The organism is Nocardia sp. NPDC050718 (assembly GCF_040654235.1).
GTDB lineage: Bacteria > Actinomycetota > Actinomycetes > Mycobacteriales > Mycobacteriaceae > Nocardia.
On sequence record NZ_JBFAHQ010000009.1, the window covers coordinates 53,241 to 79,414 of the forward strand.

The window sequence follows — 26,174 nt, forward strand, 5'->3', positions numbered from 1 at the left end:
GCCAGGAGAAAGTATCGGTAGGGTCGAGATCGTGTGGGGAACAGGGGATTCGATGGATCCGGCGGCGCGGCGCACGAGCCGGGCGAGTTCGTTCGGGGCACAGGCCGCGGTATACGCCGACCATCGGCCGGACTATCCGGCAGCCGCGATCCGATGGGCGTTGCAGCCGGTCGGCCGGACCGACGTGACCGTCCTCGACCTGGGCGCGGGCACCGGCAAGCTCACCGACGGCCTGCTGGCGGCCGGGGCCGAGGCGATCGCCGTCGAACCCGATGCGGCCATGCTCGCCGAACTGGTGCGACGGTATCCCTCGGTCACCGCGCGCTCCGGTGCGGCGGAGGCGATTCCGCTCCCCGACGGGTCGGTGGACGCGGTGGTCGCCGGGCAGGCGTTCCACTGGTTCGATCAAGACCGCGCGTTCCCCGAGATCGCCCGGGTCCTGCGGCCCGGTGGGGTGTTCGCGGCGTTCTGGAACACCGACGACACCAGCGCCGAGTGGGTGGCCGGACTCCAGCGCGTCTCCCGCTCGGAGGTGTCCTTCACCCCGCCCGAAGACGAAGAGAAGCTGCCCGCGCACCCGTTGTTCGCGACGTTTGAGAAAGCCGAGTTCCCACACAGCCAGCGGCGCACCGCGGAATCGCTGGTGACCACCATCGGCACCCATTCGCACACCGTGGTGATCCCGCCGGAGCAGCGAACGGCTCTACTCGACCGCATCCGGGCCTACCTGCGCGCGACCCCGGCGACCGCCGAGGGCGAGTTCGACTTCCCGTTGCGCACCGAGGTGATCCGGGCCGTGCTGCGCGAATCACCTCGGCACTGAGCGGTCAGCTCGCGCGTTCCGCCAGGCCACGCACCACATCGACGACCTCGCCCGGGGCGAACTCGACGACGCGTCGCACCCGCGAATTCGCCACGGGCGCGAGGTCGACGACGATCGGAGCGCCCGCGCCCGCCTGAGCGATCGCGGTGATCCGGTCCTGCAGGAAGCCACCGTCGGGGACGCCGACGCGGATGACGTCGCCGACCGCGAGCGCCTCGGCCCGGACCGGGCCACCGGCCGCCGCCGCGGGGTCGAACGTGCCGCAGCGGGTGTGCCCGGTGGTCGCGCCGAGCCCGCGTTCGGCGATGGTCCACCACACCGGCGCTTCCGGTTCGCCCGCGCCGACGCGCGTGTGCCAGGCCAGCACCCGGTCGCGTTCGGCCTCGGCGGCCGCGCGGGTCTCGTGCAGGGAGACCTGCCTGCGGACCGGGGCGTTGCGGGAGCGGGTGGTGCCCGCCGCGCCGTCGATCACCAGGATCCAGCGCGCGCCAACGGCGTCGTCGCGGCGGGCCGAGACCCGTTTGGCCAGAGCGAGTCCCGGTGTCGCGCCCAGCTGATCGGCCGCCTCCTCGATACTCGCGACCAGCCCGAGCGAGCGCAGCAGCTCGGCGGCCGACAGCTCCGAGGTCCCCAGTTCCTGCGCCAGCGCCGTCATCGGCGTGCGCCGGCGCCAGCCGATCCGCGCGCAGTGTTCGTGCCGGGTGAACCACAGGCCGCTGCGGGTGCGGCGGTGCTGATCGACCACCACCGCCCACCAATCCCATTCCGGCTCGGCCACCAGCCGACCGCGAATCCAGCGTTCCCGTTCGGCCGTCGGCACCCGGTCCTCGGGTGGCACGAAGTTGCGCAGGGCCGCGCGCACCGCGGATTCGGTGCGCCCCACCGTCTTCGCGGTGCGCGCCAGGTCGGCCCCCGCGCGCAGATCGTCGGCCAGGACCCGGTATTCCGATTCCCGCCAGGTGGTCCCATGCCTGCTCGGTGGCTGCAGATCGCCCCGGTCGTCGTCACTCATCCCCGTGCCCCCGTTCTCGCACCGCCCGGCCACACTCGCCCCGGGCTCGTTTGTGTGACCCTTCGACGATACCGGTGGGGTATGACAGAAAACGCTTGTCTGCCAGCGGCTTTCCAGCAAACAGGGGGTCGCGGTCAGCCGGTGTGCGCGACGCCGCGGCGGCCGAAGGCGTAGTAGCCCAGGCACACCAGCGCCGCCCAGACCGCCCCGACCACCAGCGCGGTGCGCCCGCCGTCGGTCCACAGCAGCAGCACCACGACCAGACCGAGGAAGCCCAGTGCGGCCCAGGTGGTCACGGGCGCGCCGGGCAGCCGGTAGTCACTGGCGGGCAGCTCGCCGGCCCGCACCTTGGCGCGATACTTCAGGTGGCACACCAGGATCACGCCCCACACCACGATGATGCCGACGGTACTGACCGAGGTGATGTAGGCGAACGCCTTGTCCGGCGAGACCAGGTTGACCACGACACCGATCACCATCGCCGCCGCCGAGGCGCAGATGCCGGTGAAGGGCACCGACTGCTTGCTCAGCTTCGCGAAACCGCCCGGCGCCTCGTCCCGCAGCGCGAGGCTGCGCAGCATCCGCCCGGTGGAGTAGATGCCGGAGTTGCACGACGACAGCGCCGCGGTGAGCAGCACGAAGTTGATGATGCCCGCGGCGGCCGGAATGCCGATCTGCTCGAACACCTCGACGAACGGACTGCGGCCCGCGTGGAAGGTACGCCAGCTCGCCACCGACATGATCACCACGAGCGCGCCGACATAGAACAGGCCGATGCGGAACGGCAGGGTGTTGATCGCCTTGCGCAGCGTGGCCTTCGGATCGCGGGCCTCCCCCGCCGTCACGCCCACCAGTTCGACACCCACGTAGGCGAACACGACGATCTGCAGCACCAGCAGGGTCTGCCCGAAGCCGTGCGGGAACACGCCGCCGTCGGCCCACAGGTTGGTCACCGTCGGGTTCGTGGCGTGGCCGAAGCCGAACACCAGCACGCCGATGCCGATCAGGATCATCGCCAGGATCGCGGTGACCTTGATGGCCGAGAACCAGAACTCGCCCTCACCGAAGATCCGCACCGAGATCAGGTTCGCGGCGAACAGCACCGCAAGCACCACCAGCGCGGTCACCCACTGCGGGATGTCGAACCAGTACTGCACGTATTTGCCAGCGACGGTGATCTCGGCCATGCAGGTCGACACCCACACCGCCCAGTACGACCAGCCGGTCGCGAAACCGGCGAAGCGGCCGAGGAATTCGTGCGCGTATTCGGCGAAGCTGCCCGACACCGGCCGATAGGTCAGCAACTCACCGAGCGCGCGCATGATGACGAAGATGGCCAGGCCCGCGGCCAGATAGGCCAGGATCAACGACGGCCCGGCCTGCTCGATCGCGGCGCCGGAGCCGTAGAACAGGCCGGTACCGATCGCGCCGCCGATGGCGATCATCTGGATGGTGCGCGGGCTCAGGCCGCGCGCGTAGCCCTCCGATTCGGTCGTCGGAGTGGGCGCCTGCACGGCTGCGGTGGATAGCCCGGGGCCGTCAGCTGACATGGATCGTGTCCTTCCGTCGCGTCGATCAGTCCTGCACGCTACCGCCCGGCAACCGTGGCACCGGTCACCCCCACCGGGGCGCGGAAATACCCGCCGTCCCGCCCGGGTTGCCTCTTGCGGGGGTCGGATCACTGTCGAGGAGGCTCATGAGCGCGGTCACGCTGTCGGTTCTGGATCTGGCGCCGGTACAAGCCGACGTGAGCGCGGGCGAGGCACTGCACGCGACGACGCGGCTGGCCCAGCACGCGGAGGAACTGGGCTTTCGCCGATTCTGGGTGGCCGAGCACCACAACATGCCCGGCATCGCCAGCTCCGCACCCGCGGTGGTGCTGGCCCATCTGGCCGCCTCGACCTCGCGTATCCGGCTCGGTTCGGGCGGGGTGATGCTGCCCAACCATCCGCCGCTGGTGGTGGCCGAGCAGTTCGGCACGCTCGAGGCATTGCATCCCGGCCGGATCGATCTGGGCATCGGCCGCGCGCCCGGCACCGATCCGGTGACCGCGCGCGCCCTGCGCCGCAGCGCCGAGGGGCTCGGTGGCGAATCGTTCCCGCGTGAACTCACCGCGCTGATCGGGTTCTTCCGCGGCGCCGACGCCGAAGGCATCGTCGCCAGTCCCGGCCGCGGCGCCGAACCGGAGGTGTGGCTGCTCGGCTCGAGCGGCTACAGCGCCCAGGTCGCCGCGGTGCTCGGGCTGCCGTTCGCGTTCGCCCATCACATCGCCCCGGAGAACACGGCCCCCGCGCTCGCGCTCTATCGCGACAACTTCCGGCCCTCGGACACGTTGAGCGAGCCCTACACGATCGTGGCCGCCTCGGCGATCTGCGCCGACACCGATGCCGAGGCCGACCGGCTCGCCGCGCCCCGCGATCTCGCCTTCGCCCAGCTGCGCGCGGGCCGCCCGCAGGCGCTGGCCACCCCGGAACAGGCCGCGGCCTTCCCCGGCAGCGACGCGGAGCGCCGCTTCGCCGCGCAGCGCAAGGCCGGTCAGCTCCAGGGTTCGCCGGACACGGTGCGCGCGCAGGCCGCCGCACTGCTCGCCGCCACCTCGCCCGACGAGCTCATGCTCAACACCCTGGTCTACGACATCGACGCCAGGATCCGTTCGCTCGAGCTGAGCAGCAAGGCGATCAACGGCTGAGCCCGGATCGGCTCAGAGCAGCCGGAATCCCCTGGTACGCAACGACTCCCGGAGCCGGTGGCGGCCGTTGAGCGAAGCCACCGTGGCGAGCCGGGCCAGCACCCGCTCGGTCCACGAGAACGGCAGACCCTGGTCGGAGTAGATCTCGCCGATGCGCTCCTCGTAGGCGTCGATCGCCGCGGGCTGACCGGCCAGGTCGTAGGTCTCCTGGTGCAGCACGGCGGCCTGCGGCAGGCGCGGCTTCACCCGGGTGCCCTCGGCAGGGTCGGGATGGCCGACGACCAGACCGAACACGGCGAAGACGTGGTCGGGCAGCCCCAGTTCGGCGGCCACTCGCTCGGGATCGTTGCGCAGCGCGCCGATGTAGACGGTGCCGAGCCCGAGGGATTCGGCGGCGACCACCGCGTTCTGCGCCGCGAGCGCCGCGTCGACGAAACCGACGTAGCTGGATTCGAGATAGTCGGCGCCCTCGAGCGGCACCCCGCGATCGTCGGCGAGCTGACGCAGCCGGGCGAAGTCGGCCGTCCACACCAGCAGCACCGGGGCCTGCACGATGTGCTCCTGACCGCCCGCGATCTCGGCCAGGCGGGCCTTGCGCGCCGGATCGCGCACCTCCACGACGCTCCACACCTGCAGGTTCGACGAGGTCGCCGCGGACTGCGCGGCCGAGACCAGCAGCCGGATCGTCGCGGGCGACACCGGATCTGGCAGGTACCGGCGCACCGATTTGTGGCTGTGCAGCACCTCCAGCACCGGGTTCCACTGTTCGGGAACCTCGGCCGCCGGATCGGCGTAGCGCTGCTGCACGAGGTGGACGGGGCTGGGGGCGGTCTGCGTCATCCCGCCATCGTCGCCGCACCGGCCCGGCGCGTCTGCGGTAACCCTCACCGTGAACCGAACGGAGGTCCCGGGACGGCCGATCGATACAGTAGGGAGGGGGAGCCCGCCGACGGGTGGGACGAGGGAGCGCGTCATGGGCAAGATCTTCGACCGGATCGACGACAAGTTACGGGCCTTCATCGGCGCGCAGCCGATCTTCTTCGTCGGCACCGCGCCCTCCGACGGCGGCCACGTCAACGTCTCCCCCAAGGGCTATCGCGACACCTTCGCCGTGCTCGACGAGCACACCGTCGCCTACCTGGACCTGTTCGGCAGCGGCGCGGAGACGATCGCGCACCTGCGCGACAACGGGCGGATCACCGTCATGTTCTGCTCGTTCGCCCGCACCGCCCGGATTCTGCGACTGTTCGGCACCGGCCGGATCGTCCGGCCCGACTCGACCGAATTCGACACGCTGCGTACGCGATTCGGCACCGAGCACCCGGGTATCCGGGCGATCGTCGTGATCACGGTGGACCGGATCGCCGACTCGTGCGGGTGGTCGGTGCCCTACCTGGAACTGGTCGAGGAACGGTCCATCCTGGACGAGGCGCACGCGCGCCGCACCGACGCCGATTTCGCCCGCCGGATCGCCGGCGACAACGCCACCAGCATCGACGGACTGCCCGCGCTGGAACCGGATCACCCGCTGCCGTCCCAGGTCACGCGGGAACGCACGCCGCACGCCGTGGACGGCTAAAGTGCGGCGGTGAACACCGGATCCGCCAGCTCGCTGCTCGACCGTCTCCTCGCCACCCAACCCGCGCCCGCCTGGTGGCTGGTGCTGGCCACCGCCGCCGTCGCGCTCGTCCTGGTCGGTTACCGGCCGCTGTGGCGGCTCACCAGGGCCGCGGTCACCGTGGCGCACGAGGGCGGGCACGCGCTGGTCGCCCTGCTCACCGGCCGCAGGCTGCACGCGATCACCCTGCACACCGACACCTCGGGCCTGACCGTGTCCAGCGGGAAGCCGACCGGTCCCGGCATGATCCTCACCGCGGCCGCGGGCTACCCGGCGCCCGCGCTGCTCGGGCTCGGCTACGCGGCGCTGCTCGGCTCGGGCCGGGTGACGCTGATGCTGTGGGCGACCCTGCTCATGCTGGCCGCCGTCCTGATCAAGGTCCGCAACATCTACGGACTGCTGACCGTCGCCGTACTCGGCGCGCTGGTGTTCGGGGTGTCCTGGTTCGGCACCGACCAGATGCAGGCCGCGTTCGCGTATCTGGCCGCCTGGTTCCTGCTGGCCGCGGCGGTCCGCCCGGTGATCGAACTGCAGCGCAGCCGCCGCAGGCAGCCCGGCCACACCGCCTCCGACGCCGACCAGCTGGCCCGGCTCACCCATCTTCCCGCCCTGCTGTGGGTGGGGCTCTTCACCGTCCTGTGTCTGGCCGCGCTGGTCGTCGGCGGAGCGCTGCTGCTGGCGCCGGTGCAGCAGCTGCACCCGCTGCTTCAGCGGTGAGCGGCGTGCCAGGCCGCGACGGCCTCGGTGACGAGGAGGGTCGGCGGTTCGAGCGCGTTCAGGGTGATGCCCGCTTCGTCGGGCTGTAGCGGTTCCAGCGTGTCCAGCTGGGAGTCGAGCAGGGCCGTCGGCATGAAGTGGCCGAGCCTGCCGGTCATCCGGCGCAGCAGTTCCTCACGGCCCGCGGCCAGGTGTACGAAGTAGGTGTTCGGCGCGCCACGGCGCAGCCGGTCCCGATACGCGCGACGCAGCGCCGAGCACGCGGCGACCCCACCGGATTCCTGATGCTCGCCCAGCCAGCCCGCGACGATATCGAGCCACGGGGCGCGATCCTCGTCGGTCAGCGGGATGCCCGCCGCCATCTTCTCGATATTGGCGATGGGATGGAAGTCGTCACCCTCGGCATAGGGCACCCGCAGCCGTTCGGCCGTGAGCGCGCCGACGGTCGTCTTGCCACACCCGGACACGCCCATCACCACGATGACGGGTTGCACCACACCGACCTCCTCGTCCGAGCCACTGCCCTCCAGGCTCACACACCGGGCCGGAACCGGGTCAGGGAAACGCCGAACCGGTGATCGATTCCAGCGCAGGCTCAGGGAATGGGACGGTCGGTGGGCAGGTTGACGAAGCTCGGCGCGGCCGGGTCCAGCCGCAGGTGCTGGGGTTCCATCCCGCTGGCGTTCAGCATCGGCCGGAACGGCAGCGCCTTGGGCGCGTTGCCCGCGTAGACATCGATGCGCAAGCGGTGTCCGGGCGCCAGGACCGCCTGGGTCGGGATGACAGCGACGTCGAGATCGGTGGGCGCGCCCGGCACCACGGGCAGCAAATGGTCGACGGTGAGCGGGTTGAACGGTGCGGTGAGGTCGCCGTTGACCGAGCGTGCGCTGCGCCGTTCGTCGATGGCGCGCATCGACGTGGTGAGCTGGCCGGTGGTCAGCACGGTCGAGGTGCCGTCGGGCGCCACATCGTTGACGGTGACGTTCCAGAACCCGTCGGTGGTGTCGTGCACCGTGTTGAGCCGCACGTTGATCGGACCCGAGATCACCGTCTGCTCGGTGAGCGGGGCACTGGTGAAGGTGAGCGCGTTGCGTTCGGCGATCCGGGAGTCCTTCGCGCAGGTATCCAGCGCCGCGGCCATCCCCGCCGAGCCCTGGGCCGCGTCGCGGGAGCACATCGTGCTCAGACCCGGCGCGACGGTGAGGTTCTCGGTGCCCGACGGCCCGGTGGCACTGAGCGATCCGTCGTGCAGGCTGTCCTCGGTGCTGCCGCTGGGCGCCGCCGAGAAATAGACGCGGCGGTGCGTGACGCCCGGCATCGGGAACTCCGGCAGCGTGATCCAGCTGCCGCCCTGCTGTTTCACCGTCACCGGGCCGAAGCCGTCCACGCCGCTGTCGATGTCCTTGAGCCACTTGTCGAACCATGCCCGCTGCAGCACGTCCAGTCGCGGCGGCGCGCCCGGAACACCGGTTCCCGCACCGGGATTGGCGTGGTAGGTGTCGCCGACGACGAGCTGCTTGCGGCCCGCGGGCAGCGGGATCTGCTCGTAGAGTTTGGTCGCGCTGTTGGCGAAGATGTCGTGCCAGCCGCCGTAGACGAACGTCGGCACGGTGACCTGCTCCGGACGCCCCATGATCGCCTCGCGGAACGCGGAGGTGTCGTCGAGGGCGCCGTCGAGCGCGGGCGGCATGTTCGACAGCGACGGGGTGAGCAGCGACTGGGCGAGCAGGTCGAAATTGGTGGTCGGATCGGCGAGACGATCGTGGAACCAGGTCCAGTCGAAGGTGCCGTCGGCCATCGAGGCCACATCGGGCACGAGCTTGAGCTGGTTCACCGAGTTCAGCCACAGCGGCAGGAAGGTGGTGCCGACACCGCCGCCGGGCGCGACCACATCGCGCATCAGGTCGCTGCCCGGTTCCACGGGGAAGATGGCCTGCAGCGCGGCGGGCGCGTTCTCGGCCGCGCGCAGCTGGTTGATGCCGGAGTAGGAGCCGCCGCTCATCCCGATCCGCCCGTTCGACCACGGCTGCTGGGCCGCCCAGTCGATCACCTCGCGGGTGTCGAGTTGTTCGCGCGCGCCGAGGGTGTCCCATTTGCCTTGCGACAGCCCGGTTCCGCGCACGTCGGCGACGACGACGGTGTATCCGCTGCTGATCAGCTTGCGGTCGACACCGAGCATGGTCTGGATCATGCCGCCGTCGAGCGCCTGCATCAGGTCGCCGAACCCGCTGATCGGCGTGGCCGACAGGTTCAGCCTGCGCACGATGTCGACGGCGGTGGCCTGCAGGCCGGGGACGGCGGCGGCGGATTCGATCAGGCCCGTCATCAGTTTCGAGTAGGGCGTCAGGCTGACGATCGTCGGCAGCGGCCGCTGCTCGATCTCGCCCGACGCGTTCGCGGGCCGGTAGATGTCGGCCTTGAGCACGACACCGTCGCTCATGGTGATCTGCGTGCCGCGCTCCACCCGCACCTCGGGGTAGGCGGCAGGCCCGTCGTGCAGGGCCGTCCAGCGCGCCGCGGGCGGTTCGGCCGGCTCACCCGCCGCCGGACCGCCGCCACATCCGAGCACGACCGTCACCGCGAGGATCGTCACCAGCATCCGGACGAGCCCGCGTTCGGAACCTCTCACTGCCATTGTGTGTCGCTCCCCGACCGGTTCGTTCGTCTCCACTGTTGACCTAGCCGCCGCACGATCGAGCGCGGAAACTGTAACAGGGGTAACGACCCGAGGCGGCCAGCGTCGGCCCGCTCGGACTGTCGCAGTGAAGACGTGTTGTTCCAGTTCAGCGCGTCGCGGGGTCCACGCGGCTGTCGGTGGCCGGTGGTTGACTGTCACCTGCCGGCGCGGATCCGGCCGGCTTCCATCCATCGCCGAGGAGGACGTTCGACATGCCCACACGTGACGAAGCTTGGCCGCAGGGCACGCCCTGCTGGATCGACTGTCAGGTCGACGACACCACCGCCGCCCGCGACTTCTACAGCGCGCTGTTCGGCTGGGACATCCAGGACAGCCCGGCGGAGGCGGGCGGGTACCTGATGGCCATGCTCGACGGCAGGCCCGCCGCCGGGATCGGACCGAAGCCCGACGGGATGCCGATGCCCTCGGCCTGGACCACCTATTTCGCGGCCGCGCGCGCCGACGAGATCGCCGAGAAGGTGAGCAAGGCGGGCGGCCAGGTGTTCATGCCGCCGTTCGACGTGCTCGACGTGGGCCGCATGTTCATCGGCGCCGACCCGACCGGCGGGGTGTTCGGCGTCTGGGAAGCCAAGGCGCACACCGGCGCCGGGGTCTACAACCAGCACGGCGCCTACTGCTGGAACGAACTGCACACCGGCGGCTACGACCGGGCGCACGACTTCTACAACACGGTGTTCGGCTGGCACTACACCGAGATCGGTGACGGCGAGAACTTCGTCTACTCCACCTTCGCGCTGCCCGGCGAGACGCACACCATCGGTGGAGTGATGGACGCGTCCGCGCTGGGCACTCCCACCTACTGGCTCACCTGGATCCAGGTCGACGGTGCCGACGCGGCCCTGGCCAAGGCCACCGAGCTGGGCGCGAAGGTGATCATGGGCCCCGACGACAGCCCGTTCGGGCGGATGGGCATCGTGCAGGCACCCCAGGGCGAGGTGTTCGGCGTCATCGATCCCGCCGAGGCCGTGGGTGAGGTCCCCACCGGTTCCTGAGGCCGGAGACCGGGACCGCGGCGCCCGCCGCGGTCACCAGGTGCCACGGGGAGTGGGCACGAACCCCGGGCCCGCGCGGCCCCGGTCCGGTTCGGGCGCACGGGCTCTCGGCAGGGTCCGGGTGATGTCGCGGGGCAGCGGCATCGTCTCGTCGAACAGCGACACCGCGCGCCAGGGTTGCGCGTCGATCGCCGGTTGCGCCTGTCGTCGCCGGGTCTCGTCGGTGACGAGGACGGCGGCGATCGCGGCCGCCGCGAACGCGATCCGCTGGGTGTTGGCGGGATGGTCGCCGAGGCTGATCACCAGGAAACCGCACAGTCCGGCCGCCGTGGCGGGCGCCGTCATCGATCCGGCGGCGCTCGCCGTCACGGCCGTCCAGGTACCGACGACGGTGATCGCCAGCATCGCCAGGAACCCGCCGACGCCGGCCTCGACCGCGAAGTTCAACCACAGGTTGTGCGCGTGCTGGAACTGCTCCGTGCTGTCGACCGCCGCGGTGAGGTGGGCGCCGGCGCGGGCCGGTCCGACACCCTGCGGACGGTCGGCGGCCAGCCGCGCCGCGGCCGTCCACACGTCCGCCCGCACGCCGACCTTCCCGCGGGTCACGAGGGCGACCAGGACCGGCCCGGCGACGAGCGCGGCGCCGAGCGGGATCATCCACGGCACCCAGCGATCGGTCGTCGCGTGCCTGCCGGGCCGCAGCCGCCGCAGGAAGACGTACACCGCCAGCCCCGCGATCGCCGCGATCACCCCGCCACGCGATCCGGTGAGCAGCACCCCCAGGTACCCCAGCACGACCAATCCGCCCGCGACCAGCCGCGACCGCATGTCCGCCAGCGAGGCGGCGCCCGCGGCGGCCACCGGCAACAGCAGCACCAGGTAGGCGGCCAGCAGATTCGGGTTCGCGAAGGTGCCGACCGCGCGGATCATGGTGTCGGGACCGCAGATGTCGGCGGATCCGTCGATCGCGCCACGGCAGAAGCCGGTCGGGGTCTCCTGCACGATCTGCTGCAACGCGACGATGCTCGCGATCGTGGTGCAGGCCAGCGCTAGCAGGGCGATCGCGGGCCAGGAATCGGGCACCACCCGGCGCACACCGACCGCCAGGTAGTAGACCGCCACCACGGTGAGCAGGCCGCGCCACGACGACCACGGTTGTCCCGCCAGCTGATTGGCCACCGCCGAGGCGACGAGCAGCAGCGCGATCGGCAGGTCGAACGCGGTGCGGAACCGGGATTCGCCGGTCAGCGCCACCGCCAGCAGCCCGACGAGGACGACCAGCCGGGTCGGGGTCACGATCCAGGTGATCGGTTCGTCGGGCAGGATGTCGGCGACGCATTCGAGTGCGATCGCCGCCAGGCACAGCAGCGCGGTCGCGCGCGCGGCGACGACGTGCGGGGCCGCGCGCGGGGCGGGCCGCGCGACGTCGGCCGCGGCGCGGGGATAACTCATCCGTCAGGTGTCCCGCACCGGAGTTTCGGGACGGCCACGGACAGGCGTTGTCCGGATGACAGTTGACGCCGGGTCAGCTGAACCGACGTTTCGCTTGCGAACGGTCCCCCACCGGCGAACCATTGACTGTGCGGTGGCTGCCGTCGTGGGCCGAGCGCGCACACGCGCCCGGTGGACCCGACCCGTCGGCCACCTCCGACGACCCAGGAGCCGATGATGTCCGCCCTGACGCGCAAGAATTTCGACGCACCCGAGGAAACCAGGCCCTTCGAGCAGGACAAGGGCAAGCTCGATCTCGTGAATCTCGACAGCGGACCGGTGGGCCGGGCCGTGTTCGAACCGGGCTGGCGCTGGTCGCTGCACGTCAAGCCGATCGCGGGGACCGAGAGCTGTCAGGCACCGCACATGGGCTACTGCCTGTCGGGGCGGATGGTGGTGGTGATGGACGACGGCGAGCAGCAGGAGTTCGGGCCGGGCGACCTGATGGTGGTGCCGCCCGGTCACGACGCCTGGGTGGTCGGCGACGAAGCCTGCGTGATGCTCGATTGGCAGGGCGTCGCCGACTACGCCAAGCGGTAACCGCTCACGGCGTCACGATGGCGAAGTTCGGGTCCGGCTTGTCGATCAGGCCGGGCAGCTTCGTCAGCGCGGTGATGTCGCCCTCGATGACGATGTCGCCGCTGAGCACTTCCTTCTTCAGATCGCCGCCGCCGGCCAGGCTGCGGATCAGCACGGGCCTGGTCAGGGTGAGGGTGGCGTCCGGCGCGGGCAGTTCGTCGCCGGGGAACCGGTCGTAGTGCACGAGCACGCCGTTGCGCAGTTCCACGCGATGGGTTCGGTTGCCCTCGTCGCTGATCCGCCAGTCGCTGGTGGTCCGGACGTCCCAGGCCTTGGGCCCGTCGATGCGCAGCGCCATCGCGTCGAACACCTGCTCCACGCTCAGCGCCGCCGCCAGCGCCGCCGAATTCGCCGCGGTCGGGGTGCCGAAGGAGCCGTTGCGCAGTTCGTAGGCGCCGCTGAGGTAGAAGTTGCGCCAGGTGGCGTTCTCGGCGCCGTAGGCCAGCTGTTCGAACGCGCTCGCCTGCAGGGCTTTCGCGGTGCCGTTGTCGGGATCGGCGAAGATCGCGTAGTTCAGCAGCTGCACCGCCCAGCGGAAGTCCGCGGCGTCGTAGGCCCGCTGCGCCTGCTGGAGCACCGCGGCGGTGCCGCCCATGGCGTCGACGTGACGGCGGGCGTTCTCCACCGGCGGATGCTCCCAGAGGTGGGCCGGGTTGCCGTCGAACCAGCCCATGTAGCGCTGGTAGACGGCCTTCACGTTGTGGCTGACCGAGCCGTAGTAGCCGTGCGTCGACCAGGCGGCGGTGAGCGCGGGCGGCATCGTCATCATCTCGGCGATCTCGGCGCCGACGTAGCCCTTGTTCAGCAGCCGCAGCGTCTGATCGTTGAGGTAGGCGTACAGATCGCGTTGCAGGGACAGGAATTCCACGACCCGGTCGGTGCCCCAGATCGGCCAGTGGTGGGAGGAGAACACCAGCTCGCAGCGGCGGCCGTAGCGGTTGATCGAATCGGTGAGGTACTTCGCCCAGACGTGCGGGTCACGGACCAGCGCGCCGCGCAGGGTGACGATGTTGTGCATGGTGTGCGTGGCGTTCTCGGCCATGCACAGGATGCGGCGGTCGGGGAAGTAGATGTTCATCTCCGCGGGCGCCTCGGTGCCCGGCGTGAGCTGGAAGACCATCCGCACGCCGTCGACCGTCTCGGTCTGATCGGTGTGGGTGATGTCGCGGGTGGGCGGGATGAGACTGACCGTTCCGGTCGAGGTGGTCTGCCCCAGACCCGAACCGATCTGGCCCTTCGGTCCGCGGGGCAGGGCGGCGCCGTACATGTAGGCGGCGCGGCGGGCCATCGCGGTACCGGTGTAGATGTTCTCGGCGACCGCGTGTTCCAGGAAGCCGGCCGGCGCGAGCACCGGGCAGCGCCCCGCCGTGACATCCTGCGGGGCGAGGACGCCGTAGCTGCCGCCGAAGTGGTCGATGTGGGAGTGGGTGTAGATCAGGCCGGTCACCGGCCGGTCACCGCGGTGCTTGCGGTACAGCGCCAGGCCCGCCGCCGCGGTTTCGGCGGAGACGAGCGGGTCGATCACCACGACGCCGGTGTCGCCCTCGATCAGGGTCATGTTCGACAGGTCGAGGCCGCGGATCTGGTAGTAGCCGGGCGCGATCTCGTAGAGCCCCTGCTTGACGGTGAGCTGGGACTGCCGCCACAGGCTCGGGTTCACCGATTGCGGACAGGCACCGGCGAGGAACTCGTAGGAGTCGGTGTCCCACACCACCTTTCCCGCCGCGTCGGTGACCTTGCCCGGCTCGAGCGAGGCGATCCAGCCGCGATCGGCGTCGGCGAAATCGGCGGTGTCGCCGAAGGGCAGGGTGTCGGTCAGCGCGCGATTGGCGTCGGCGACGGACTTCGTCGGGTCGGTCTGCGTCATCGACGGGCTGACCTCGCCGCTGTCGTCGCCGCAGCCGGTGACGGTGAGGCCGACGGCCAGCGCGGCGGCCGCCCCGGCTCCGACGCCGAGCATCCCGCGGCGCGACACCTCGAACCGATCCGTGTTCGTCCCGTCCACCACTACATCCTCACTCAGGTGATCACTTCCCCGCCGCACGAGCGGTGCGACCGGCGCCGCTATTGCAGCATAACTGCAATAACTGAGTTACGGCTGAGCAATCGGCACAGCGGCCAGCTGGATCTCGAGCAGCAGCCGGTCGGCGGGGTCGGTCAGGTCGATCCCGAGCACGGCCTCGGCCCGGCGCAAGCGGTAGCGCAGCGTGTTCGGATGCACGCGCAGCGCGGCCGCCGCGGCGCTCACCTCACCGTGCGCCCGCAGATAGGCCAGGACCGACCCGCGCAGCTCGGCGGCGTGTTCGCGGTCGTAGGCGTCGAGCGCGGCCAGCCGGGGATCGTACAGATGCGGCCGGTCCCGGACCAGCTCGACGATCTCGGCCAGCAGCACGGCCGTCCTGGCCTCGGCCAGCGTGGCGACCCGGCTGCCCGACGCCGCGGCCGCCGGGCTGTCCAGCACGCGATCGACTTCGGCGCGGGCACCCGCGACGGCCGTCAGCCCCGCCACCGGCGCCGCGACGGCCGCGCGCACCACCAGCCCGCGCGCCTGTTCCAGCTGCGCGACGAGCTTGCGCAGCCAGGAGCCGACGCCACGCTCGGAGTGATAGGACGGCAGCAGCACATACACCCGGTCACCGATCGCCTCGGTCACCGAGTCGTCGCGAAAGGCGCTGGCGTGCAAGCGGATCAGGCCGCTGGAGGCGGTGAGGTCGGCGACCGGGCCGACCGGGGCGAAGCCGATCACCGCGGCGGGACCCGCGGTCGGCAGGTGTAGCGCGGCGGCGACGGACGGGACGTCGACACCGTCGCCGTGGGCGCCGAACAACCGGCGCACCAGCAGGGCCTCGGTCGACGGCGCGTCCAGCCCGCGCGCGATGATCCGCGCCGCGACCGCCGACGCGCCACGCAGCACCTGCGCCGCGTCCGGCCGCAGCGGGCGGTCGCCCTGCTGGAGCCAGATGGTGCCGAGCACCCGCTCGGGGGTACCGCGCCGGATGCCGACCACCAGCCTGCGCCGGATGTCGAGTTCGGGGTGTTCGGGCACGTCGACGACCTCGTCGCTGCGCCACACCCGGTCGAAGACCCCCCATTCCCGCAGGATCCGCAGGTAGTCGCCCGGTCCTTCGCGACCGAGGATGGACCGGATGCGCAGCTGGTCGGCGGAGGCGTCGGAGGCGGAGTAGGCCAGCACATGCGACTGCGGGTCCTCGATGGACACCATGCCGCCGGTCTCCTTGGCGACCACCTGCGCGAGGCCGAACAGGTCGGTGTCGGGGGCGAGCAGGTCGTGCTCGTCGGCCGCGGCGCGCTGGCCGGGCGAGCGTGCCAGCATCCGGCGCACCAGCGCGAACACCTGGTCCCAGCGGGCCTGCCGGTGCACGTGCACCAGCGCCAGCCCGGCCGCCGACGCCGCGGCCCGCACGGCGGGCGAGTCGTTGGCGCTCTTGGTCATCAGCACGCGGGGGCGCTGGCCGGGATCGCGGGCGGCCACGCCCCGCAGCCAGCGCACGGTCGCCTCGGCATCGACACCGACCAGCAGATACACCGTCGGCAGCGCCCCCTCGGTCTCGAGCTGGTCGGGCAGATCGGCGGGCTCGGCGAGCGCGACCGAGCGCAGCGGCACCGACTCCCCCGCCGGCGCGTCGACCAGCGTGGCGACGGTGTGGTCGAGGGCGGCGATCAGCTCGCCCAGCGTCGTGGCGTCGTCCGGCATCACAGACCTCCCGGCTTTGTCCGATCGGATGAACCGGCGCGGCGTTCTTCGTCCGATCAGCCGATTATGCCGCGTCACCGCCGGTGTTGACTACGTCACATCCCGCCACCACTCGACGCAGGAGCCGCCCTCATGGACGCCATCGCGACCACTCCGCCGCCGGTCAACGAACCGGTCGGCAGCTTCGCCCCGGGGACCCCGGAGCGTGCCCGGCTGCGCACCGCCCTCGCCGATCTGTCCGCGACCCCCACCGACATCCGGCACGTCATCGACGGCCGCCACCTGCCCGGCGACGGCCCGGCCGTCGACGTCGTCCAGCCGCACCGGCACGCCGCCGTCCTCGGCACCCTGCACGACGCGACCGCCGCCGAGGCCGCCGCCGCGGTCGAGGCGGCTACCGCGGCGGCACCGGCCTGGCAGGCGATGTCGTTCGACGATCGCGCCGCGATCTTCCTGCGCGCCGCGGATCTGCTGGCGGGACCCTGGCGCGAGACGATCGCGGCCGCGACCATGCTCGGCCAGTCCAAGTCCGCCTACCAGGCCGAGATCGACGCGCCGTGCGAACTGGTCGACTTCTGGCGCTTCAATGTCTCCTTCGCCCGCCGCATCCTGGCCGAACAGCCGATCTCCGCGCCCGGGGTGTGGAACCGGATGCAGTACCGGTCGCTGGAGGGTTTCGTCTACGCGGTCACGCCGTTCAACTTCACCGCCATCGCGGGCAACCTGCCGACCGCGCCCGCGCTGATGGGCAACACCGTGGTGTGGAAACCGGCCCGCACCCAGGCGGTCGCCGCCTACCTGACGATGCGGCTGCTCGAGGCGGCGGGACTGCCCGCCGGGGTGATCAACCTCGTCCACGGTGCGGGACCGGCGATCTCGGAGGTCGTCCTCGCCGATCCCCGGCTGGCGGGCGTGCACTTCACCGGCTCGACGGCCACCTTCCAGCACCTGTGGCGCGAGGTGGCGCAGCGGATCGACCGGTACCGCACCTACCCGCGGCTCGTCGGTGAGACCGGCGGCAAGGACTTCGTGCTGGCCCACCCCTCGGCCGACCCCGCGGTCCTCACCACCGCCCTGCTGCGCGGCGCGTTCGACTACCAGGGGCAGAAGTGCTCGGCCGCCTCGCGCGCGTTCGTCCCGCGCTCGGTGTGGGCGGCGATGTCGGAGGACCTGATCGAGCGGACCGCCGCGCTGCGCTACGGCGACGTCGCCGACTTCACCAATTTCGGTGGGGCACTGATCGATCGACGCGCCTTCGACCGCAATACCGCCGCGCTGGAGCGAGCCAAGGCGACACCCGGACTGACCGTGGTGGCCGGGGGCCACAGCGACGACAGCGTCGGCTGGTTCGTCGAACCGACCGTCGTCGTCGGTGACGATCCCGCCGACGAGATCTTCCACACCGAATACTTCGGCCCGATCCTGGCCGTGCACGTCTACGACGACCGCGTCCCCGACGGCTTCACCGCCGCCATGGATCTCGTCGACCGGGGCAGCGCCTACGGGCTGACCGGCTCGATCATCGCCGAGGACCGGGCCGCGATCACCGCCGCCACCGAGCGGCTCACCTTCGCCGCGGGCAACTTCTACATCAACGACAAACCGTCCGGCGCCGTCGTCGGCCAGCAGCCGTTCGGCGGCGGGCGCGCCTCGGGCACCAACGACAAGGCGGGCTCGGCGCAGAACCTGCTGCGCTGGACCTCCGCGCGCACCATCAAGGAGACCTTCACCCCGCCGACCGAGCACCGCTATCCCCATCAGGCACCCGACCCGGAGGTCCGCTGATGTCCGCCGTCCTGCGCTCGACCCTGCTCGCCGCCGCCCGCTCGCCGCGACTGGAACGCGCCGTCACCCGGCTGCCGGTCAGCCGGGACGTGGTGGCCCGCTTCGTCGCGGGCACCACCGTCGACCAGGCAGTGCGCGCGGCCGAAACCCTGCTGCGCTCCGGCCGTTTCGTCAGCGTCGACTATCTCGGCGAGGACACCACCGATCTGGCGAGCGCGGAATCGACCGTCGCCCAGTACCGCACACTCATCGCCGCGCTCGGCCGGCTCCCCCAGGCCGAGGTGGCGGCGGGCGCCGTGCGGCCGCTGGAGGTGTCGGTGAAACTGTCGGCGCTGGGCCAAGCCCTGCCCCGCGACGGACACGCGATCGCCCGCGAGCACGCGCACCGGATCTGCGCGGCCGCCGAGGCCGCGGGCCTGTGGGTCACCGTCGACGCCGAGGACCACACCACCACCGACTCGACCCTCGAGATCGTGCGCGAGCTGCGCGCCGACTACCCGTGGCTGGGCACCGTCCTGCAGGCCTACCTGCGCCGCACCGAGGACGACTGCCGCGCGCTGGCCGGTCCCGGCTCGCGGATCCGGTTGTGCAAGGGCGCCTACGACGAACCCGAATCGGTGGCCTTCCGCGACCGCGCCGAGGTCGACGCCTCCTATCTGCGCTGCCTGGCGATCCTGACCGCGGGCGCGGGGTATCCGATGATCGCCTCGCACGATCCGGCGGTGCTCGCCGCCGCCGGGGTCGCGGTGCAGTCGGCGCAACGCAAGACCGAGGAGTACGAGTTCCAGATGCTGTTCGGCATCCGCGCCGACGAACAGCAGCGACTCGCCGACGCGGGCAACCACGTTCGGGTCTATGTCCCCTACGGTGACCAGTGGTACCGATATTTCATGCGCAGGCTGGCCGAACGGCCCGCCAACCTGGGGTTCTTCCTGCGCGCGCTGGTCGGCGGGCGCTGAACAATATTCACTCTCGGCGCCCGCGGCCCCGACGTGGCGGTGTACTGGTGTGCGTCGACGGAAGGAACGCGAATGTCTTTCGCAGAGTTGCGCGCCCAGATGCTGCGCCGCAAACCCCTCGTCGAGGTCGAGGACGAGATCCCGAGCGACGAGCGGCTCGCCAAGTCGCTCGGGCTGTGGCAGCTGACCGCGATCGGCGTCGGCGGCATCATCGGCGCGGGCATCTTCACCCTGGCCGGGTCGGTCGCCCACTCGGTCACCGGTCCCGCGGTCTTGATCTCGTTCCTGATCGCCGGCGTGGCCAGCGCGGCGGCGGCGTTGTGTTACGCCGAGTTCGCGGGCATGGTGCCCAAGGCGGGATCGGCCTACACCTACGGCTACGTCTCGCTCGGTGAGCTGGCGGGCTGGTTCATCGGCTGGGACCTGCTGCTGGAGTACATCGCCGTGGCGGCGGTGGTCGCGATCGGCGTGTCCGGCTACTTCGGGTTCCTGCTCGACCAGATCGGCCTGACCCTGCCCGAGTGGATGCTGGGCGCGCCCGACACCGGCGACGGGCGGGTCGTCGACCTGTTCGCCGTGCTGTTCTGCCTGGGCACCGCGTGGGTGCTCTCGCGCGGGATCGGCAGCGTCGGCCGGTTCGAGACCGTCGCGGTCGGGATCAAGGTCGCGCTGGTCGTGCTCATCGTCGTGCTCGGTGTGTTCCACATCGACAGCGCCAACTACGACCCGTACTTCCCGTTCGGCGTCGGCGCGGTGTGGACGGGCGCCGCGACGGTGTTCTTCGCCGTGTTCGGCTACGACGCCATGAGCACCGCGGCCGAGGAATCCGTCGACGGGCGCAAGCACCTGCCCAAGGCGATCATCTACTCCCTGGCCATCGCCATGGTGCTCTACGTGCTGGCCACGCTGGTGCTCACCGGGATGCAGAAGTACACCGAGATCAGCCCGACCAGCGGGTTCTCCACCGCGTTCGAGGCGGTCGGGATGCCGGGCGTCGCCAACATCATCGCCGTCGGCGCGATCGTCGGCATCGTCACCGTGGTGCTGACGTTCATGCTCGGCGTCACCCGGGTGTGGTTCGCGATGAGCCGCGACGGGCTGCTGCCCGCGTGGTTCGCCAAGACCCACCCGACCCGCAAGGTGCCGACCAGGGTGACCTGGATCGTCGGCGTCGGCGCGGCGATCCTGGCCGGCGTGCTGCCGATCAACACCGTCGCCGAGCTCACCAACATCGGCATCCTGATGGCCTTCATCGTGGTGTGCGTCGCGGTGATCGTGTTGCGCCGCACCAGGCCCGACGCGCCGCGCTCGTTCCGGCTGCCGTTCATGCCGGTGATCCCGCTGGTCGGCATCGGGTTCTCGGCGTACCTGATCTACTCACTGCCGTGGGAGACCTGGCTGCGGTTCCTGGCGTGGCTGGTGGTGGGTCTGATCGTCTACTTCGGCTACTCGCGCACGCATTCGGTGATGAACCGCACGGCGGTGCCGCCGAGCGAGTGACCCGGGGCCGGGCGGTCTGTGCTGTGATGGGCCGATGAGTTCAGGGCACGAGGCCGCGGCGGCGGGCGAGCACACGGCGCGCCCGCCGCGTCGGCGCCGCGATCCGGAGAAGACCCGCGAGGCCATCATCGACGGGCTCCTCGCCGCCCTCATCGACGGCGATTTCGCGCCGACCACGCGCACGATCGCCGCCAGGGCGGGCACCTCCGAGCGCAGCATCTTCGTGCACTTCGCCGATCGGGAGGCCCTGCTCGTCGCCGCGGTCGAGCGCCAGTCGGCGACGGTCGAGGCCTGCCTGGTCACCCCCGACCCCACCCTGCCACTGGCGGAGCGGATCACGCTGGCGGTCCGGCAGAGCTCGGCCATCTTCGACCTGCAGCGGTCCCCGCGCCTGCCCGGTCTGCAGGAATCCCGCTCGGTCGCCGCGATCGACGCGCGGATGCGGCGCACCGACGACCGTATCCGCGACACCCTGGCGGCCCTGTTCGCTCCCGAGCTGGCCGGTGACGACGAACTGCTCGACCTGGTCGAGGGCGCGCTGGCCTGGCCCGCCCACCACCACCTGCGGGATCGGCGCGGCCGCTCGCGCGAACAGGCCGCGGCCGCGATCGAGCGGGCGGTGCGGCGGCTACTCGCTCAGGGCTGACTCCGGGCGCACCAGCACCCGCTTGAGGATCTTGCCGGTCTCCCCGCGCGGCAGCGCGGACAGGAAGGTGACATCGCGCGGGACCGAGAAGCGGCTGAGCCGGTTGCGGATGTAGGTCCGGACCATGTCCGAATCCAGGCCAGCCCCTTCGCGTTTCACCACGAACGCGGCCAGCCGCTGCCCGAACTCCCGATCGGGCACGCCGACCACGGCCACCTCGGTGATCTGCGGCAGATGGGCCAGCGCCTCCTCGACCGGCCGCGGGAAGACGTTCTCGCCACCGGAGATGATCATCTCGTCGTCGCGGCCCGCGACGAACAACCGGCCCGCGGCGTCGAGATAGCCGAGATCGCCGGTGTCGAGCATGCCGTCGGCCTCCTCCGGCGGCGCGGCGTTGACATAGCCGTCGAAGAGCATGTGGTTGGCGACGAAGATGTGCCCGGTCGCGCCGACCGGCACCGGGCGCAGGTCGGGACCGAGCACGGCCACCCGGGTGCCCAGCGGCGGGCGGCCCGCCGTGGTCGGCGAGACCCGCAGGTCGGCGGGCGTGGCGACGCTGGCCCAGGACACCTCGGTCGAGCCGTACACGTTGTAGAGCACGTCGCCGAAGGTGTCGAGGAAGCGCAGCACGGTGGCCCCGGCCAGCGGCGCGCCGCAGCTGACGACGTGACGCAGGCTGGACAGATCGAAGCTCGCGCGCACCTCGTCGGGCACGTCGAGCAGCCGCTCGACCATCGTCGGGACGACGATCAGCGTGGTGATCCGGTGCTCGACGATCGCGCGCAGGCAGGCGAGCGCGTCGAAGCCGTCGGTCAGCACCACGGTCGCGCGCAGGGCCGTGCTCAGCTGCAACCCGGCCAGGCCCCAGGTGTGGAACAGCGGCGCCGGGATGAGTACGACCTCCTCGACCCGCATCGGGATCCGCGAGAGCAGGGCCGCGATGGTGCCGAAGCCCTTGGGGTGCGGGCGGCGCGCGCCCTTCGGTGAGCCGCTGGTTCCGGAAGTGAGCACGATCAGCCTGCCGGGATGGGCGGGCACCGGAAAATCGTTCTGCGCCAAGGTGATCAGGCCGTCGATGGTGGTGCGTTCCGGGTCCGGCGGCTGGTCGTCGGTGGTGAACCGGGGCACGTCGCTGTGCAGGTAGCGGATCAGGGTCTCCAGCTGCCCGTCGACGTAGACCGCGCTGAGGCGGTGCCGCTGCACGATCTCCTCGATCCGCCGCCCCGACAGCCCGGCGTTGAGCAGGGCCACGTCGACACCGAGTTTGCCCGCCGCGACCATGGTTTCGACCATGCCCGCGTGATTGCGCGCGAGCAGGCCGATCGCGTCACCCGCGCGCAGGCCGAGGGAGTACATCGCCCCGGCCAGCGCGGTGGACCTTTCGTCGACCTCGGCGAAGGTGCGTGTGCCGTGCGGATCGATCACCGCGAGGCGCGTCGGCGTGTGCGCGGCGCCCGCGGCGTAGCCGCCGGCCAGGTTGAAGCCCCACTTCGCCAGGGAGCGAAGCTGTTTCACGATCGAGACGGGTTCCGGGCGCATCAGCCCGGTGGCCGCGATGCTGCGCACCACCCCGGTATTGCGGCGCACCACCGAGCGCTCGGCGTTGATCACGATCGAGGATCTGGTGCCCGCGATGATGTCGGCGGTGCGGCGCAGTCCGGCCTTCACCCAGTCGGTGACCGCGGAGTTGCTGCGCGCGCCGAGCATCGGGTGCACCCTGGCCGCGGCGAACAGGGTGATGTCGAGGCGGGTGCGCTGCTCGTCACCGCGCAGGCGGATCGCGGCGAAACTGCCCAGCGCGGAGCTGCGCAGCTCGAAACTCTCGTACCAGCGCCCGATCTCGAGCACGAACTCGTGGGTCTCGATCCCCGTGCTCGCCGAGCCGACCCGCACCTGCCAGACCACCGAACCGTCGGGGCGCTCGACCCGTTCGCAGCTGCCGATGCCGGTGAACATCCGCGGATAGCTCTGGGGGTCCAGCAGGACGTCCCACAGTGATTGACGCGAGATCGTGAAATCCGCGGTGACATCGATGACGTCGGTGACCAAACTCCGTGCTCTTCCCGTCGGCCTGTTCGACCAGTCGGTCGGCGGGCAAAAATGGGCGCCACGGTCGATACCGCCGCGCGGGTCGTCACGCTACCCGCCCGTGCCGTTCCTCGATCAAGAATCAGACAAAACCGGTGGTTTCGGGCCGCTTCGGCCGGACTTTGGTTTGCGCGCCACACCTCACGACATTGCAGATGTGAAACTGTCCAATCGCTTGCACCCCATCGGAGGATGCCGAAGTATTGCTAGCAGTACCGACCCGATCTGCATGAGTCGCCGCGCGAGCGGCACGACGAGCGAAGAGGTGTGGACATGACAGCCAGCTGGCCAGGTAGTTCGATGAACTCGTTCGATGACATCTTCCAGCGATTCTTCGGCCCCGGGATGTCGGCCAAGCCCCCCGTGCAGCGCATCGACCTGGGCAGACTGATGACCGACAACGCCAAGTTGCTCATCGGTTCGGCGCGCGAGGCGGCCCAGGAATGGGGCAATCCGGAGATCACGCCCGAGCATCTGCTCTACGCCGCCACCGAATCCGAGCCGGGCCGCAGCATCGTCGCCGAGCTCAGCCTCGACCCCGACCAGGTTGCCGAGCAGATGCAGGACTTCCTCGACACCGGTTCGCCCAGCGAGAACGACCTCGCCGACATCACCCTGAGCCCCGGCACCAAGATGGCGCTGCGCGCCGCCCAGCGCCAGGCCGCCCAGTCCGGCAGCAGCTACATCGGCCCCGAGCACATCCTGCTCGGCATCGCCTCGCTCCCCGACTCGGTCGCCGCGCAGGCCCTGATGGCAGGCATCGCCGCCACCCAGAGCGGCAACTCCTCCGGTCCGGCCACCACGGGCGCGCCCACCAAGCGGCAGCAGCAGACCGACACGCCGACGCTGGACGAATACGGCCGCGATCTCACCGCGGAGGCCCGCGAAGGACTCGTCGACCCGGTGGTCGGGCGGGCCGAGGAGATCGAGCAGACGATCGAGATCCTCTCGCGGCGGCGCAAGAACAATCCGGTGCTGATCGGTGACCCCGGTGTCGGCAAGACCGCCATCGTGGAGGGCCTGGCGCAGCGGATCGTCAACAACGATGTGCCGTCCACGCTCGCCGACCGCCGGGTCATCGCGCTCGATGTCGGGACGCTGGTGGCGGGCAGCAAGTATCGCGGCGAGTTCGAGGAGCGGCTCACCAAGATCCTCGACGAGGTCCGCGCGCACAAGGACGAACTGATCGTCTTCATCGACGAACTGCACACCATCGTCGGCGCCGGTGGCGGCGGCGAGGGCTCGATGGACGCGGGCAATCTGCTCAAGCCCGCGCTCGCCCGCGGGGAACTGCACGTCGTCGGCGCGACCACCATCGACGAGTACCGCAAGTACATCGAGAAGGACGCGGCGCTGGAGCGCCGGTTCCAGCCGGTGATGGTGTCGGAGCCCTCGGTCGAGGACACCATCGAGATCCTGCGCGGCCTGGCCGACGTCTACGAGGAGCACCACCAGGTGCGCTACTCCGACGAGTCGCTGGTCGCGGCGGCCCAGCTCTCCGACCGCTACATCACCGATCGGTTCATGCCCGACAAGGCGATCGATCTGATCGACCAGGCGGGCGCGCGGGTCCGGCTGCGCTCGGGCACCCCCGATCCGGAGGTGAAGGCCAGGGACGAGGAGATCGCGCGGCTGTACCGGGAGAAGGACGCCGCCGTCGACAACGAGGACTACGAGAAGGCCAACGCCATCAAGGCCGATATCGCGGCCAAGGAGGAGGAGCTCGAGGAATCCGGGGTCCGCTCCGGCGAGCCCGAGGTGGCGGTCGTCGACATCGCCGAGGTGATCTCCCGGCAGACCGGCATCCCCGTCGCCGACCTGACCGCCGAGGAGAAGCAGCGCCTGCTCCAGCTCGAGGACGTCCTGCACAAGCGGGTGATCGGGCAGGACGAGGCGATCGTCGCGGTGGCCGAGGCGGTGCGCCGGGCCAGGGCCGGGCTCAAGGATCCGAACCGGCCGATCGGCTCGTTCCTGTTCCTCGGCCCGACCGGTGTCGGCAAGACCGAACTCGCGAAAGCCCTGGCGGAGGCCGTCTTCGGCGACGAGGACCGGCTGATCCGGTTCGACATGAGCGAGTTCCAGGAGAAGCACACGGTCTCCCGGCTCGTCGGCGCGCCGCCCGGATACGTCGGCTACGACGACGCCGCCCAGCTCACCGACAAGGTGCGCAGGCAGCCGTACTCGGTGATCCTGTTCGACGAGGTCGAGAAGGCGCACCCCGATGTGTTCAACGTGCTGCTGCAACTGCTCGACGACGGCCGGGTCACCGATTCCAAGGGCCGCACCGTCGATTTCAAGAACACCATCGTGATCATGACCTCCAACATCGGCTCCGACCTGATCCTGAAGGCACCCGAGGGCGATCTGGATTCGATCGTGCCCGAGCTCGAAGAGCGGCTGCGCGGGCACTTCCGGCCCGAGTTCCTCAACCGCATCGACGAGCAGATCGTGTTCCATCGGCTGGACAAGACGCAGCTGGAACGGATCGTGAACCTGATCCTGGACAAGACCCGGCGCATGCTCGCGGCCCAGGACATCGGGCTCGAGATCAGCGACTCGGCGGTGGACTGGCTGGGCGATCGCGGGTTCCAGCCCGAGTTCGGCGCCCGGCCGCTGCGGCGCACGGTGCAGAAGGAGCTCGACAACCGGATCTCGCGGCTGCTGCTCGACGGCGGGCTGGATCCGGGGGCGACGGTGCTGGTCGACACCGCCGGTGACGATCTCGTCGTCACCGCCCAGGCCCCGGCGAACACCGCGGATACCAACGGATCGGCCCCGAAGCAGCAGGCCGCGAAGCCCGCCAAGAAGTCGGCGAAGAAGGGCGGGGACAAGAAGCTCGCCTCGTCGAAGAAGTAGCGGAGA

At 70.8% G+C, this 26,174-nt stretch carries 21 protein-coding genes; 12 read left to right on the top strand and 9 right to left on the bottom strand.

Features of this window, described 5'->3' with window-relative positions; translation table 11 throughout:
- The first annotated feature begins 31 nt into the window (after positions 1-31).
- Complete coding sequence (locus tag AB0H54_RS29770) at positions 32-823, top strand: class I SAM-dependent methyltransferase (RefSeq protein WP_357349829.1); 792 nt, start codon at positions 32-34, stop codon at positions 821-823.
- 4 nt (positions 824-827) lie between these two features.
- On the opposite strand, the gene AB0H54_RS29775 is transcribed toward AB0H54_RS29770, so the two are convergent.
- On the bottom strand, positions 828-1,835 hold the full coding sequence (locus AB0H54_RS29775) for a hypothetical protein (protein WP_357349831.1): 1,008 nt from the start codon (positions 1,833-1,835) through the stop codon (positions 828-830).
- Between the two features lie 134 nt (positions 1,836-1,969).
- Positions 1,970-3,385, bottom strand: a complete 1,416-nt coding sequence (locus AB0H54_RS29780) for an amino acid permease (protein ID WP_357349833.1) — start codon at positions 3,383-3,385, stop codon at positions 1,970-1,972.
- 146 nt (positions 3,386-3,531) lie between these two features.
- Here AB0H54_RS29780 and AB0H54_RS29785 point away from each other — a divergent pair, with 146 nt between their 5' ends.
- A complete protein-coding gene (locus AB0H54_RS29785) occupies positions 3,532-4,524 on the top strand; it encodes an LLM class flavin-dependent oxidoreductase (protein ID WP_357349835.1) in 993 nt (330 codons plus the stop codon).
- Between the two features lie 12 nt (positions 4,525-4,536).
- On the opposite strand, the gene AB0H54_RS29790 is transcribed toward AB0H54_RS29785, so the two are convergent.
- On the bottom strand, positions 4,537-5,364 hold the full coding sequence (locus AB0H54_RS29790) for an NADPH-dependent oxidoreductase (RefSeq protein ID WP_357349837.1): 828 nt from the start codon (positions 5,362-5,364) through the stop codon (positions 4,537-4,539).
- 133 nt (positions 5,365-5,497) lie between these two features.
- Here AB0H54_RS29790 and AB0H54_RS29795 point away from each other — a divergent pair, with 133 nt between their 5' ends.
- Entirely contained in the window at positions 5,498-6,103 is a 606-nt protein-coding gene (locus AB0H54_RS29795; RefSeq protein WP_357349839.1) for a pyridoxamine 5'-phosphate oxidase family protein, read from the top strand.
- A 9-nt stretch (positions 6,104-6,112) separates the two neighbouring features.
- A complete protein-coding gene (locus AB0H54_RS29800) occupies positions 6,113-6,859 on the top strand; it encodes a M50 family metallopeptidase (protein WP_357349841.1) in 747 nt (248 codons plus the stop codon).
- On the opposite strand, the gene AB0H54_RS29805 is transcribed toward AB0H54_RS29800, so the two are convergent.
- Both AB0H54_RS29805 and AB0H54_RS29810 read right to left on the bottom strand, forming a co-directional pair.
- Positions 6,850-7,332, bottom strand: coding sequence for a gluconokinase (locus AB0H54_RS29805; protein WP_357350041.1), 483 nt, complete (start codon positions 7,330-7,332; stop codon positions 6,850-6,852). The genes AB0H54_RS29800 and AB0H54_RS29805 overlap by 10 nt on opposite strands.
- A gap of 122 nt (positions 7,333-7,454) precedes the next feature.
- Positions 7,455-9,494, bottom strand: coding sequence for a CocE/NonD family hydrolase (locus AB0H54_RS29810; RefSeq protein ID WP_357349843.1), 2,040 nt, complete (start codon positions 9,492-9,494; stop codon positions 7,455-7,457).
- A gap of 254 nt (positions 9,495-9,748) precedes the next feature.
- Between AB0H54_RS29810 and AB0H54_RS29815 the strand changes: the two genes are divergently transcribed.
- The gene (locus AB0H54_RS29815; protein ID WP_357349845.1) at positions 9,749-10,549 is read left to right on the top strand and encodes a VOC family protein; all 801 of its coding nucleotides are present in this window, start codon (positions 9,749-9,751) and stop codon (positions 10,547-10,549) included.
- Positions 10,550-10,582: 33 nt separating this feature from the next.
- Here the strand turns inward: AB0H54_RS29815 and AB0H54_RS29820 are convergent, their stop codons facing one another.
- Positions 10,583-12,001 (bottom strand): O-antigen ligase family protein, encoded by a 1,419-nt coding sequence (locus tag AB0H54_RS29820; RefSeq protein WP_357349847.1) that lies wholly within the window; start codon positions 11,999-12,001, stop codon positions 10,583-10,585.
- A gap of 216 nt (positions 12,002-12,217) precedes the next feature.
- Here AB0H54_RS29820 and AB0H54_RS29825 point away from each other — a divergent pair, with 216 nt between their 5' ends.
- Positions 12,218-12,580 carry a cupin domain-containing protein gene (locus tag AB0H54_RS29825; RefSeq protein WP_355281977.1) on the top strand — a complete coding sequence of 121 codons (363 nt, stop codon included), beginning with the start codon at positions 12,218-12,220 and terminating at the stop codon, positions 12,578-12,580.
- A 4-nt stretch (positions 12,581-12,584) separates the two neighbouring features.
- Here AB0H54_RS29825 and AB0H54_RS29830 read toward each other — a convergent pair whose 3' ends face one another.
- Both AB0H54_RS29830 and AB0H54_RS29835 read right to left on the bottom strand, forming a co-directional pair.
- Complete coding sequence (locus AB0H54_RS29830) at positions 12,585-14,486, bottom strand: alkyl sulfatase dimerization domain-containing protein (RefSeq protein ID WP_357350043.1); 1,902 nt, start codon at positions 14,484-14,486, stop codon at positions 12,585-12,587.
- Positions 14,487-14,711: 225 nt separating this feature from the next.
- Positions 14,712-16,334, bottom strand: a complete 1,623-nt coding sequence (locus tag AB0H54_RS29835) for a helix-turn-helix domain-containing protein (protein ID WP_357349849.1) — start codon at positions 16,332-16,334, stop codon at positions 14,712-14,714.
- Positions 16,335-16,466: 132 nt separating this feature from the next.
- Here AB0H54_RS29835 and pruA point away from each other — a divergent pair, with 132 nt between their 5' ends.
- The 4 genes from pruA (at position 16,467) to AB0H54_RS29855 (ending at position 21,224) form a co-directional block, all read left to right on the top strand.
- Positions 16,467-18,119 (top strand): L-glutamate gamma-semialdehyde dehydrogenase, encoded by a 1,653-nt coding sequence (pruA, locus tag AB0H54_RS29840; RefSeq protein WP_357349851.1) that lies wholly within the window; start codon positions 16,467-16,469, stop codon positions 18,117-18,119.
- Positions 18,119-19,078: a proline dehydrogenase family protein gene (locus AB0H54_RS29845; protein WP_357349853.1), complete on the top strand. Its 960-nt coding sequence runs from the start codon at positions 18,119-18,121 to the stop codon at positions 19,076-19,078. Before pruA ends, AB0H54_RS29845 begins: the two co-directional genes overlap by 1 nt.
- 72 nt (positions 19,079-19,150) lie before the next feature.
- On the top strand, positions 19,151-20,578 hold the full coding sequence (locus tag AB0H54_RS29850; protein ID WP_357349855.1) for an amino acid permease: 1,428 nt from the start codon (positions 19,151-19,153) through the stop codon (positions 20,576-20,578).
- 34 nt (positions 20,579-20,612) lie between these two features.
- Complete coding sequence (locus AB0H54_RS29855) at positions 20,613-21,224, top strand: helix-turn-helix domain-containing protein (protein WP_357349857.1); 612 nt, start codon at positions 20,613-20,615, stop codon at positions 21,222-21,224.
- Here the strand turns inward: AB0H54_RS29855 and AB0H54_RS29860 are convergent.
- Positions 21,207-23,273 (bottom strand): AMP-binding protein, encoded by a 2,067-nt coding sequence (locus AB0H54_RS29860; protein WP_357349859.1) that lies wholly within the window; start codon positions 23,271-23,273, stop codon positions 21,207-21,209. The two genes, AB0H54_RS29855 and AB0H54_RS29860, sit on opposite strands and share 18 nt — an antisense overlap.
- Here AB0H54_RS29860 and AB0H54_RS29865 point away from each other — a divergent pair.
- Complete coding sequence (locus AB0H54_RS29865) at positions 23,257-23,589, top strand: hypothetical protein (RefSeq protein WP_357349861.1); 333 nt, start codon at positions 23,257-23,259, stop codon at positions 23,587-23,589. The genes AB0H54_RS29860 and AB0H54_RS29865 overlap by 17 nt on opposite strands.
- A complete protein-coding gene (locus AB0H54_RS29870) occupies positions 23,586-26,168 on the top strand; it encodes an ATP-dependent Clp protease ATP-binding subunit (protein ID WP_357349863.1) in 2,583 nt (860 codons plus the stop codon). The genes AB0H54_RS29865 and AB0H54_RS29870 overlap by 4 nt, the downstream gene beginning before the upstream one ends.
- Positions 26,169-26,174 lie beyond the last annotated feature (6 nt).